This window comes from Echinicola soli (genome assembly GCF_006575665.1).
Lineage (GTDB): Bacteria > Bacteroidota > Bacteroidia > Cytophagales > Cyclobacteriaceae > Echinicola > Echinicola soli.
Genome location: NZ_CP041253.1, coordinates 2,347,313 through 2,360,178, shown reverse-complemented (window position 1 = coordinate 2,360,178; position 12,866 = coordinate 2,347,313). Strand labels below are relative to the sequence as shown.

Annotated in this window: 11 protein-coding genes; 3 read left to right on the top strand and 8 right to left on the bottom strand. The window is 45.3% G+C overall.

Going from position 1 to position 12,866, the window contains the following annotated elements; all coding sequences use genetic code 11:
• The first annotated feature begins 20 nt into the window (after positions 1–20).
• Positions 21–1,301: a sensor histidine kinase gene (locus FKX85_RS09570; protein WP_229239815.1), complete on the top strand. Its 1,281-nt coding sequence runs from the start codon at positions 21–23 to the stop codon at positions 1,299–1,301.
• Between the two features lie 4 nt (positions 1,302–1,305).
• Here FKX85_RS09570 and FKX85_RS09565 read toward each other — a convergent pair whose 3' ends face one another.
• Both FKX85_RS09565 and FKX85_RS09560 read right to left on the bottom strand, forming a co-directional pair.
• Positions 1,306–2,286: a YpdA family putative bacillithiol disulfide reductase gene (locus FKX85_RS09565; protein ID WP_141614513.1), complete on the bottom strand. Its 981-nt coding sequence runs from the start codon at positions 2,284–2,286 to the stop codon at positions 1,306–1,308.
• Positions 2,287–2,380: 94 nt separating this feature from the next.
• Positions 2,381–3,142 (bottom strand): NRDE family protein, encoded by a 762-nt coding sequence (locus FKX85_RS09560; protein ID WP_141614512.1) that lies wholly within the window; start codon positions 3,140–3,142, stop codon positions 2,381–2,383.
• A 318-nt stretch (positions 3,143–3,460) separates the two neighbouring features.
• Between FKX85_RS09560 and FKX85_RS09555 the strand changes: the two genes are divergently transcribed.
• Together FKX85_RS09555 and FKX85_RS09550 are read left to right on the top strand one after the other, a co-directional pair.
• Positions 3,461–3,835, top strand: coding sequence for a BlaI/MecI/CopY family transcriptional regulator (locus tag FKX85_RS09555; protein ID WP_141614511.1), 375 nt, complete (start codon positions 3,461–3,463; stop codon positions 3,833–3,835).
• On the top strand, positions 3,835–5,679 hold the full coding sequence (locus FKX85_RS09550) for a M56 family metallopeptidase (RefSeq protein ID WP_141614510.1): 1,845 nt from the start codon (positions 3,835–3,837) through the stop codon (positions 5,677–5,679). Before FKX85_RS09555 ends, FKX85_RS09550 begins: the two co-directional genes overlap by 1 nt.
• Positions 5,680–5,908: 229 nt before the next feature.
• On the opposite strand, the gene FKX85_RS09545 is transcribed toward FKX85_RS09550, so the two are convergent.
• The 6 genes from FKX85_RS09545 to thrA form a co-directional block, all read right to left on the bottom strand.
• A complete protein-coding gene (locus FKX85_RS09545) occupies positions 5,909–6,319 on the bottom strand; it encodes a hypothetical protein (protein ID WP_141614509.1) in 411 nt (136 codons plus the stop codon).
• A 19-nt stretch (positions 6,320–6,338) separates the two neighbouring features.
• Positions 6,339–7,727: a hypothetical protein gene (locus FKX85_RS09540; protein WP_141614508.1), complete on the bottom strand. Its 1,389-nt coding sequence runs from the start codon at positions 7,725–7,727 to the stop codon at positions 6,339–6,341.
• Complete coding sequence (locus FKX85_RS09535) at positions 7,720–7,908, bottom strand: hypothetical protein (RefSeq protein ID WP_141614507.1); 189 nt, start codon at positions 7,906–7,908, stop codon at positions 7,720–7,722. The genes FKX85_RS09540 and FKX85_RS09535 overlap by 8 nt, the downstream gene beginning before the upstream one ends.
• A 253-nt stretch (positions 7,909–8,161) precedes the next feature.
• A complete protein-coding gene (thrC, locus tag FKX85_RS09530; RefSeq protein WP_141614506.1) occupies positions 8,162–9,451 on the bottom strand; it encodes a threonine synthase in 1,290 nt (429 codons plus the stop codon).
• A gap of 1 nt (position 9,452) precedes the next feature.
• Complete coding sequence (locus FKX85_RS09525) at positions 9,453–10,388, bottom strand: homoserine kinase (protein ID WP_141614505.1); 936 nt, start codon at positions 10,386–10,388, stop codon at positions 9,453–9,455.
• Entirely contained in the window at positions 10,385–12,832 is a 2,448-nt protein-coding gene (thrA, locus tag FKX85_RS09520) for a bifunctional aspartate kinase/homoserine dehydrogenase I (protein WP_141614504.1), read from the bottom strand. The genes FKX85_RS09525 and thrA overlap by 4 nt, the downstream gene beginning before the upstream one ends.
• Between the last annotated feature and the right edge of the window lie 34 nt (positions 12,833–12,866).

The window sequence follows — 12,866 nt, the reverse complement described above, 5'->3', positions numbered from 1 at the left end:
CCATGAAGCCTGCCCAGAAAATGGAAACTAAGATTTTCAATTCCGCAGCGCTAATCATCGTGATCTACCTCAAGGCAATGATTGTATTCAACTTGATCCTTGGGCATTACCTGCTGAGCCTTATTCTTTTGGTGACTTCTGCAATAGTGCTGGCTTTTTACCTTATGGGTAAGTCCAGACAAAATTTCAGCTGGGGGATCAACCTGCTCTCTTTGCTAGGCTATCCTATCCTTGCCATTAACTTTTTTAACAATGCAGGTATCGAAGGGCCTACCTTTTATATTTTCTTAATGATCCACATTGTAATTCTTACGGTGACGCAAATCAAAACCTATTGGTTTTGGGGCATTTACAACTTCATTTTCTATCTTAGCCTTTTCTATATTGCTATCTATCACCCTGATCTGATTGCCAATAACTACCCTTCCCCATACCTGCAGTTCATTGACCATTCCATCACTTATTTTGCCTGCATCCTTGGCATCATTGCGATCATCACCGCCCTTAAATGGAACTACCAAAATCAAAAACTCGAAAGTGAGCAAAAAGGCGCGGCGCTCAAAAAGGTGGTCAGTGAATTGTCCAGTGCCAATGAACAAAAAAACAAGATCATTGCCCTGATCTCCCATGATCTAAAAAACCCCTTGCTCTCCATCACCAAAATCCTGGAGATGATTAATGAAGGGGAATTGGAAAAAGAAGAAACAGAGGCAGTACTGAAAGAGCTTTACATCATCGCTAGCAATGCCCAAAAAATGTCAGAAGAAATACTGGAATGGGCTACTCTGGAATTAAAAAATGCTTCCCCTAAATTCCGAAGTGTGAATTTAAAAGAGCATTGTAATTCAATGCTCTTGATCTATAAAGGCATGGCTCGCCAAAAAAACATTACACTCGAAACCCAATTCGATGGCGATGCGACGATTTTCACGGACTTTGATAGGCTGATGCTTATCGTCAGAAACCTCCTTCAAAACGCTATTAAGTTCACTTCTGAGGGAGGTGAGATTCTTTTTTCCTACCATACCACTGAAGAGGAATTTATCATCACCATCGCAGACACAGGGAAAGGCATCTCCAAAGAACACCTTCATAGACTTTTTAACATGAAGTTTGAATCCACAAGCGGCACATCAATGGAGAAAGGGACGGGGGTTGGCTTATATATTAGTAACGAAAACGCCAAAAAGATCGGTGGTTCACTTAAAGTGGAAAGCGAGCTAGGGAGAGGCAGTGTTTTCACCTTAACACTCCCCAGAACACACTCTCTACCAAAAACCAATCGTCCTAAAACGAAATAGCAGCCTACTTCACCAATTGCTTTCTTTTCTTCATAATATCGGTAAAAATAGCCTTGGCATGCACGATGGTATTCTCAATGAAGAACTCCCGGGTATTCAGTCCTCCACACACCACTCCTGCCAAATAAAGCCCAGGGATGTTGGATTCTTGATTGCCATCGAAGCACGGTCTTCGCTTTTCATCCAGCGTTAGCGCCACACCAAGCTGGTCCAGTAGCTCGAAGTTTGGACGATATCCGGTCATGGCGAGGACAAAATCATTCGCTATGGTCTTTTCCCCCTCTGGTGTATCGATCACCACTTCATGCTCGCGTATTTCCTTAATGGAACTGCTAAAGTATGCACCGATCGAGCCTTCCTTGATACGGTTTTCGATGTCAGGCAAGACCCAATACTTCACGTTCTGGTCCACCGTCGGCTCTTTTAGCACCATCGTTACCTCCGCACCTTTTCTCCAGGTTTCCAGGGCCACATCCACACCAGAGTTGCCACCTCCGACCACAATCACCTTCTGGCCTATATATGGCCAAGGTTCTTTATAATAATGGGTCACTTTCTGCAATTCCTCTCCCGGCACATTCAGTTTATTGGGGATATCATAAAAGCCCGTTGACAGGACAATCTTATCGGTAAGATAGACTCCTTTTACTGAGTATACTAAAAACCTCCCGTCTGATTGTCGCTCTACGCTCTTAACGCCTTCATATAATTGGATATTCAAATTGAAGTGTTTTACGATGCGCCGATAATATTCCAACGCCTCAGGCCGAGTGGGCTGCTTATTGACCGACATAAATGGAATACCTCCCATTTCCAACTTCTCGGAGGTAGAAAAGAAGGTCATGTTTACGGGATAGTTATAGATGGAGTTGACCAGGGTTCCCTTTTCAAGGATCACGTAATCTAGCTTGTTTTTCTCAGCTTCTATCCCACAGGCAAGCCCAATAGGACCTGCCCCGACTATCAAAACATCAATCTTTTTCATAATAATATACAACAGATTTTACTGCCGATGGTTCGCCCAGAGGGCAAAATTCACTTTAAAGTTGGTAGTAAAAGAAAATGAAAACAAGTAAATATCATTCCATAGTAAAAGAAACCATCTCCTCCCCTGCAAAAACACCATTCCTCCTCACCTGCTTCTCCAGGACATTTACCTCTCCATCATAGCTCCAGAGCATTGCCGTGACACTTACCGTTCCATAGCCTTGGATATCCCGGATAAATGCCGCTGAAAGGGATTGCTCCACTGCTGGCTCAATTCCTGTATCGGGCAAATTACCAAGCTTGTCTTCCTCGGTAGACAGGTGCAAACCCACCAACGTTTCCAATGAAAGTTCATCCTTTTCCAGAAACGCTTTCATTCTTGATTTAGCATCTACCACCTTCTTCCACGGTTCATCCAGTAGACCGTTGCTCAAGCCATGAATACCTATGGGGATTTTCCTGGCGCGCTCGGCATAATTAGAATAATAGTAAAAATCATCCTGCTCTGCCACCAACAGATTAAAGCCGTCATATTGATCCTTGTATTTCTCCACGTCTGCAAGGTACTCCTCCGGAGACTGCCTGCCCTCCAGGAATCCAGTCACCAACTTGCCCCTGCTGATGGGATTTTCCTTTACATTCCTGAAATCCCTAAAATTGGTCAATGCAGCGAACTTTCCGACGGGATGTGCCCCCATCCAGGCGCCACCCCCTTTCAGGTCTTTTCCTGCATATATGCCGCTTTCCCACTGATGCAATCGTTCCGTTGGGCGCCCAAAAAACTCATCTCTACTTGCCACCAATATCAACCGATAGCGGTGGTGGCCTTGCCAGTTAAACGTAATCAAACACATAGTCCCCAAGATAAAAAAAAGGCCGGTAACTTCCGGCCTTAGGGTGAATAAACAACTTCCTACTTTTCATAATGAGTTGGATACTCTTACGTGAACTAACCATTTAATTTTAAATTACTATCAACTATCAACAGGCTTAGCTTCAACTGAACAATTAACCCAACCATGGCATCCAAAGTTCACCGAAACCAACACAACTCATTCAATTACAGCCATTTTAACCCCTTTTAACATTTAAATACGAACTTTATCGTAGAAAAAATTTGAATTACGAAAAGCGTCGTATATCTTTACTACGAAGACAATCGTAATTCAATAATGAAATACAAACCTACAGACTCGGAACTTGAGATTCTCTCCATCCTTTGGGAGCGCCAACAAGCAAGTGTTCGGGAAATTCACGAAGAGCTTTCAAAAACGAAAGAAACCGGCTACACTACTACACTGAAGATTATGCAGATCATGTATGCCAAAAAACTTCTCAGGAGAACAGAACAGGGCAGAAGTCATATCTATATGCCTGCCATCACGGAAAGTGAGACCCAAAATTCCCTGCTCAGCAGTTTTATGGCTACAACTTTTGGTGGCTCAACCAAGAAGCTCGTCATGAAGGCGCTTGGTCAAAGCAATCCTTCCCAGGAAGAAATCGATGAAATAAGAAAATTGCTCAATGAACTAGAAAACCAACAATAATGGACTTCATCAACGACTTTATCCATGAATCCTACCTGCAAGCCATAGGCTGGACACTGATCCACTCCATATGGCAGGTTGTCCTTGTCAGCCTGTTGCTCTGGGCCGGCCTCAGGTCAATCCCTCATAAAGCCTCCAATATTCGCTATTGGGCAGGACTGGGAGCCATGCTGATGATCGCTGTGGCAAGTGGGATCACCTTTTCCATGGTTTTGGAAACACCCTCTCCTACAGGAGCTACAGCATCCATAAGCATGTCAATCGCAGACACCAAAAACCTGCAGGTGGCCACTCCCAGGTATGAGATAACCGCTCATACCTCCCCCACCGATAGCAGCGTTCTTGACCAAACTTGGTTACCAGGACTGGAGCATTATTTGCCTGCCTTGGTAAATCTGTGGCTGTTGGGAGCTTTGTTCTATATTTTCAAGCTGTCAGGAGGTCTACTTGACTTAAGAAGCCTGAATAAGAAACACCGTCAATCAGTGCCTGACCCGTTGATCAAAAAAGTTAACGGGATGATTGCCGCAATGGGATTCTACAGAGGAGTTAAGGTACTAAAAAGCGAACTCATCCATGTCCCGGTGACCTATGGATTTTTGAAACCTGTCATCCTTATCCCGGCGGGTCTCCTCTTCTGCACCCCTCCGCGTCAGCTGGAGGCCATCATCGCCCATGAGCTTGCCCATATCAAACGGTACGATTATCTCGTCAACATACTCCAGCGCACCATGGAAGTGTTTTTCTTTTTCCATCCATGTTTTTGGTGGATCAATGAAATGATTGATACAGATCGCGAACATGCTTGCGATGACTTGGTACTTTCACTGGGATATTCTCCCGGAGAACTGGCACGCGGTTTAGCCGAGGTGGCAGAACAAGCACAAACCGCTACTCCAGAGATGGCCCTGGCCGCCACTGGAAACCAGCATTCCTTTCTCAACAGGATCAAGCGAATCTTGGGAAAAGAACAAAACAAGGAAAAAATCTCACCCTTAATTACATTGACCATGCTAATCTCACTAATGGTAAGTGCCTCCCTGGTAATGGGAGCCATCCCTGCTAAAGAAAATATATTTTCGGACAATTATTTACTCACCAAAATCGAGCATAAATCCACCTATAAAAAGGTATCCCTACCTTGCCAAGTAATAGAACCGTGCAATGAGGCAGAAAACACCCCTGAAATAGTTAAAAACACAACTAAGACCTACGCCTACCATTATGCTTACGGCACAGACACCACGCCGGCACCAAAGGCTAAAGCACATAAAAACACACCAGCTCCTGTAGATGATCCGATGCCTGTACTGGAGCTAAGCCCCATGCCCGATATGGATTTTGAGGTTCCCCCTGTTCCTGCTGTGCCACCATTTGAAGGCATGAACTTCGTGCCTCCCATGCCGGCATTCCAGCTGGACATTACAGAAGAAGCCATGGAACTGGCCAACCTGTCCATCAAACTTAGCCAGCTTGATGGAGAAGATTCGGAGGAAGCTCAGCAGAAACGCAAAGTTCTACAGGCCCAGCTAGAAGAGGTTCAGGATAAAATGGAAGCCAAAACTGAAATCTACGAGGAAAAGATGAAGGAATGGGAAGCACAACATGAATCCAAAATGGAGGAATGGGAAGCCAAAATGGAAGCTTGGAGCAAAGAAATGGAAGCCAAACAAAGCGAATGGGAAACCGCCTATGAGCCCAAAATGGAAGAATACGAGCAAAAAATAGAAGCTTGGGAAAAAGCAAGCGAGCCCAAGATCAAAGAATTCGAAGCCAAAATGGAAGCCTGGCAAGAGCGACAACTGGAGCGACAGGAAAAGCTGAAGCAACAGCAACAAGAGTAATTACGGGAGACAATAGATGTCAGACATAAGATGTTAGAGGAAAGAACAAAGAGGGAAGGCCGGAGCATCCATCGAGCCCTGATCAATTTTGCTTTTAATACAATTAGCCAATAATGAAAAAGCCGCTGCAGCTCCTGAAGGAAATTGCAGCTGCCTTTTTTTCTAATCTTAAAGCAAACTTTTCGGGCTCTCAGCCCAATAAAGGGAAATGGAGTTTACTTCAATTCCATTAATTGCACTCTTCTGCCTTTTCTTTCTTCTCCTCAGTAAACCTAAAGGTAAACTCGAACTCTAATTCTCCGGTTTGTTTAAGATCCTCCCACTCCTCTACCGTATTTACATCTGTTTCACATTTTCCGGTATCTCCATAAAAAAAACTACATGGGATAAATACACTTAAGTTATTTAAGTTTGGTTTATCCCGTTTTGAATTTCCCGATTGAAGTTGTTTATGCACATACTGCTGCGTACTATTTGGTAATATGTCCGATTCCTTACAATCCCCTCCTCCTACCACTGATATTATTTCAGATGTTTCGTTGATAAAAGTAATCTTAGTGGTAGTTTTCCAGTCATAATCAGAAATACCATTGCAGTTAGTTATACAAGCTAACAAGATGAGCCATTTTATTCTATTCATAGACTTATATATCCACATCCTACTTATTATATGCCGCAAACAGTGCATCCAAGTTATTTTCTGGTCCATTTGTGTAACGGTTTTTAATATTATTCTTCCAATCATTCCATGTTGATGTATAACTTAATACGTCTTCTATCTGTTTGATAGTGTAGCCAGATACTTGATCTTGAGTTTCACCAAACAGGTACCCAAAGCCATAGTTTGTGTTATTACTATCAACATCATCATTCATATCTGCAACTACTAACGTATAATCATCAAAACTTCTTTCTCTTCCCTTATAATTCGGATACCTCAGCCTTCCCAATGCCCACTGCACACCACGTGCCCAGCTTTCCTGTACCTTATCATCAGTATTGTTGTTCCAGTTATTCTTCCGCAACTCCCAGTGCGAGGCATGTGCCAGCTCATGGAGTGTAGTAGCATATATCCTGGAACTTTCATCTGTATTTTCCCATATCTTGATTCTGGAGGACAGTCCCAAAAACCTGCAATCTTTGCAATGCCGGCCACTGGCTCCTTCATTTCTTCTGTTGTAGGCCGCTATTTTCACTTTCGTTTTCCAAAAAGAGTTGGTTGGGGGACTTTTTAGCCCCAGTCGGTTTCCGTAATAATAATCATGGCTCGCCTGAAAAACCAATGCGTACATCCAATGGTCCGATGAAGCCGATATATTAAGGTTCCAGTCCTCGGTGATCTTGGGACCGTTTACCTCGGCCGTTTCACTGCCCGGTTTATCCCCGCTCCTGATCTCAAAATCATATCGCTCCCACCTGAGACTGTAATTGGCCCTTCTCTTGAATGTCCCATCACATGAATAGTAACCGTTTGAACTTGTATAACCCTTATGTGTGGTAAACCACCTTCTGGCACGCACCTCTACTCCATGTACGCCGACATATCCGCCCAGCTCTTTATCGTATAGGGTGATCCTTCCTGCCGGACGCCACTTTTTTCTTTGCACTGCCGGATTGTCCCGCTTATCTTTCTCCTCCAGGTTCCCCGTAATCCTAAGGGCTTCATCCACCAGCGCGTCGATCGACACTTCGATAAGTTGTCTGGCTCCCGGGGAAGCGGGAAGCTCTTCGGGGATATACAGTTCTTCCAGCACTTCATACTCCACCCCTTCCGTGAGCTCCTTGTCCACAGGTACCGCGCAATACTGGTAGGTAGGCTGTCCTTCCGGCACTTCGGGATCACGGTAATATTCGCCCCCTTCAGGAATCTCATAGTCCAGCGGATAAGAATAAAGCACCAAGGTCGAATCACTGTTCAGGATATCCAGCTCTTTTTCGTTCTTTGGTATGAACCTGAGATACAAGTGGGTGGCGGTAATGCTGATATCCTCACTGGCCATCCGGCCATTGGGGTCTGCGATTTTCAGGTTTTCATAAGCTTTACGCATATTCTCCACCGAATAGGGATTTTCCAGTTGATGTCCTCATTGCATACCCGTTCCCCACAGGTCCGGCCGTATCAGGTGCTGTATTTTCCGGAGGGATTTCCTCCTGACAGGACATCACCAGTCCCAAGGGCAAAACAAACAATAATACTGCTCTTGGAATCTGTTTTGGTGAATTTTTCATAAAAAAGAGAGTTAAACATCAATAAACAATATATACTCTCCAAAAATAAACATTCAACCCCTTTCACAACAGAGCAAAAATCACCTAATTAATGGTAAAATATACTTAAAAAGTATCGTTGGTCATCTGCTCGTCTAAGTTTGAAGCTTAGATCGCACTAACCCTGTATTCATTGTTGCTGTTCCGGATTTGTCGTGGTGACGGACAAATCCGGAACAGCAACCGAAAGCCACTCCTTAATACCTTCGGCTTACTACTTTGACAGCAAATAGTCTTTAAACTCCTCATAATCATTGGCTATGAGTTGGGACTTTTTCTGGCCTTTAAAGAATGCGGCCAAGCGCTCGGGCAGTTCCACCTTTTGCTGATGCACGGCTTCCACGACATCCCCAAACTTACCAGGATGGGCTGTCTCCAAAAACACGCCGGTATAACCTCCATGCTCTTCCCGGAATGTCTTCAATCCCAAATATGCCACTGCACCATGTGGCTCCATCAAATAGCCCGTAGCTGCTTTTACCTCAGCCATGGCCTCTCTGGTCGTGGCATCATCAAAGAAGTATCCTTTTACCCGTTCTTTGAGGTTGGACTCATCGCCATACAGGTCCAGCAAACGGTAAAAATTACTGGGATTGCCCACATCCATGCTGTTGCTGATGGTTTGCAAGGATGGTCTTGGCCGGAAAGGAACGCCTTTTAGAAAATCCGGAACGATTTTATTGACATTGGTAGCTGCCACAAAATGGTCGATCGGCAAGCCCATTCGCTCAGCAAGCATTCCTGCAGCAATGTTTCCAAAATTTCCACTAGGTACCGAAAAAACCACCTTCCCCTGTCCCTTCGGCAATCTGCTATACGCATAGAAATAATACAGGCACTGCGGGATCCATCGGGCAATATTAATGGAATTGGCAGATGTCAGCAGCATTCTTGCATTCAAGTCCTTGTCCAGAAAGGCCTGTTTTACCATTTGCTGACAGTCATCAAAAACTCCGTCCACCTCAAGGGCCGTGATATTCTCTCCCAAGGTCGTAAACTGTTTCTCCTGAAGCGTACTTACTTTGCCCGAGGGGTACAAAATAATCACCTCGACATTCGGCACTTTGTAAAAACCATTGGCCACGGCACTTCCAGTGTCACCTGAAGTCGCTACCAATACCCTCACCTTTTCATTGCTTACCAAAAGGTTCATCAATTTGGAACAAAAACGCGCTCCAAAATCCTTAAAAGCCAGGGTAGGCCCATGAAACAGCTCCAATGTATAAACGCCATCCTCTACCTTTACCAAGGGAGCATCAAATGTCAATGTGTGATTGACCAGTTCCTTGATATGATCACTGCTAAGGTCTTCACCAAACAAGGCACCTATCACCTCATAGCCAATCTCCTGAAAGGAAAGATTGGGCAATTGAGCAATAAAATCAGCAGACAATGGTGGAATCTGCTCTGGCATATATAGCCCTTGATCAGGCGCCAGACCTTTGATGACCGCTTCTTTTAGGGAAACCTTGTGGCTTTTATTATTTGTACTGTAGAATTTCATGTTATGCTTTATTGATGACGTAGGTCCCCTTGGTGTTTACAGCTGAAACATACAGGTCTACTTCCAGTCCTATTTTATCAAATACTTCTTGGCAAATCTCACTGGCCTTTTCGGCAATTTCCCTGCTGGGAGCAAGGATAAAGGTCGTAGGCCCGGAACCTGAAATCCCTGCACCTAACGCTCCTATTTCCTTAATAGCAGTTTTTATTTCATCAAAACAAGGGATCAAAACAGACCTGGAAGGCTCGGCAATCACGTCCTGTAGCGACCTGCTGATCAGGCCCATATCTTCCTGATAAAGTCCCGCTACCAGCCCGGCAATATTTCCGGATTGGATAATAGCATCTTTTAGTGGCACCTGGTGCCGCAGTACACTCCTGGAATCCGCAGTATTTAACTCCAAATGTGGATGCACCAGGGTGCAGTACAAGCCTTTTGGGACGTGAAGCTTGGTCACATCCAAGGGATGATAACTCCTGATCAGCACAAATCCTCCCAACAGCGATGGGGCCACATTATCGGCGTGCTCTGCACCACAGGCTACTCCTTCTGCCTTCATGGCAAAGGGCAGCAAAGCCTTTTTATCCAGCGGATTACCTAGTAATTGATTGGCGGCCTCCAAAGCGGCGACAGAACTGGCGGCACTTGATCCCATACCGCTACCAAGTGGCAAGCCCTTGTACAGTTCTACTTCCAATCCACCTTTATAATCTATGGCGGCCGAAAAAGCCTTTAAGGCGACTCCGCAAGTATTTTTGTCTACATCAAACGGTAGCCTCCCGCCATCACCTTCTATCTTAACAACACGCACTCCCGGCTCATCTGCCAAGGAAACAGTGACCTTGTCCCCCATTTCCTCTACAGCAAAGCCCAAAATATCAAATCCACAAGAAACGTTGGCCACCGTAGCGGGGGCAAAAGCAGTTACTTTTTTCATCTTGAATAATTTCCTAGCCTGATAATATCGGCAAATACCCCGGCTGCAGTCACATCTGCACCTGCCCCAGGACCTCTTACGATCATTGGGAAGTCATTATAGCGCTCTGTGGTAAACAATATCATGTTATCACTGCCCTTAAGGGTATAGAACGGATGCTCACTATCCAGGGAATTCAGCCCTACTTTGGCCTTTCCATTCTCTAAAGTCGCCATAAAACGGAGCTTTTCACCTTTGGCTTTGGCTTCATCCAAGAGCTGCTGGAAATGACCGTCATGCTTTTGCAACTTCTCGAAAAACTCCGGGACAGAAGCCGCATCCTCACAATCCTCCGGTACCATACTCTGGATATCCACATCTTCAAAGTGCAGGTCCTGCCCGGCTTCACGACCAAGGATCAGGATTTTGCGCGCCACATCCATACCGCTCAAATCATCCCTTGGATCTGGCTCGGTATAGCCTTTTTCTTTGGCCTGGGCCACCACTTCGCTGAACGGCATGCCTTTTTCCAGTTCGCTGAATATATAGTTCATCGACCCACTCAGCACGGCTTCGATGCGGTGCACATGATCGCCACTTAACATCAAGTCCTGCAGGGTATTGATCACCGGCAGACCAGCGGCCACATTGGTCTCATAGAAAAACCTTACGCCACGTTGGCCAGCCAATTTTTTAAGTTTCTTATAGGTATCCAAAGGACCCGAGTTGGCTTTCTTATTTGGGGTTACGATACCTACTTTGGAATCAAGGATTTGCTCATAGATATCCGCTACATCCTGACTGGCGGTACAGTCTACAAAAACAGAATTGGAAAAATTCATCTCTGTCATCGTGCCAATAAACTTACCCATGTCCATCGGCTCATCATTTTCATCCGGTGGCCCCACTGTCGCCAGATCAAAACCATCTTCATGGAACTTCATATAGCGGGAATTGGCCATTCCATGGATTTGGATGTCCAGCATATTTTCCTCTTGCAGCTTTCCAAGCTGGTTGTTGATCATTTTGGTCAAAGCCTTGCCTATCAAGCCCACTCCTACCAAAAAGACATGGAGGACCTTGTAATCGGACAGGAAGAATGCCTCATGCAATGCATTCAGGGCTTTTTGCAAGTCTGCCTGCGTGATCACTGCCGAGATATTTAGTTCGGAGCTTCCCTGGGCGATGGCGGCCACATTGACATTATTTCTGCCCAACGCCTGGAACATCCGTCCACTGGCACCTGGGTTATGCTGCATATTTTCGCCCACCACGGCGATGACCGCCATATCAGGAACCACCTCGATCTCGGCCATCTCACCACTTTGGATTTCGTACCTGAACTCCTCCTCGATCACAGACTTGGCTCGACTGGCATCCTTTGAAGCAATCGCCACACAAATGCTATGCTCAGAAGAAGCCTGACTGATCAGGATGATATTGATGCCATTGTTGGCCAAAGTGCCGAAGAAACGCTGGCTCACCCCTACGACCTCTACCAATCCTGGTCCCTGTACGTTGAGGATCGAGATATTGTCCATAGAGGAAATTCCCTTGATGATTTTCCCCTCTCCTGACTCTTTGCTGATCCGTGTGCCTTCTTCCTCAGGCTTAAACGTATTTTTGATGTATATCGGAATATCCTCCTTCATGGCCGGCTGCATGGTCGCCGGGAACACTACTTTTGCCCCAAAGTGCGAAAGTTCCATGGCCTCGTTATAGCTCAGCTGAGGAATCGTAAATGCGGTATACACTAATCTTGGATCTGCCGTCATCACACCGGAAACATCCGTCCATATCTCTACCTGCTCCGCTCCAAGCGCCGCGGCAAAAATAGATGCTGTATAATCGGACCCACTTCTGCCCACTGTGGTGGTTTCACCCTTATCGGTGGAGCCAATAAAACCGGTGATCACCTTGATCCCCTCGTGCTTTTCAAAATAACTTTGGATCAGCTTATTGGTGCTTTTAAAATTCACCTTGGCATGACCAAACCGACCATCTGTTTTTACCAGGTCACGGGCATCCACATAGGTGGTGGATATACCTTTGGCCTGAAGGCCTGCTGCCAAAATAAAATTGGACAGCCGCTCTCCAAAGCTGAGGACATAGTCCATTGTCCTATTAGAACATTCTTTTATCAAGTAGATCCCGTGGAACAAGTCGCCCAATTCATTGAATCGGACCTTCACAAATGTCAGTGCGGTGGATTGCTGCTGCACCGGCACTAGCTTCTTGGCAATCTCTAAGTGCCTTTTTTCAAGTTCCTGAAGGATGGTATGGTAACTTTCCTCACTTTGCTGGGCGATATTGGCACATTGTAGCAATTGTTCAGTGACTCCACCAAAAGCTGAAAACACCAGGGCAAACGCTTCCTTTCCTGACTTCTGCTCCACTATGGAAAACACCTTTTGGATGTTCTCATAATTTGCGATGGATGATCCTCCGAATTTTATGATTTTCATGAAAATGAGTATTTTTTTAATGGCTTGTTAATGG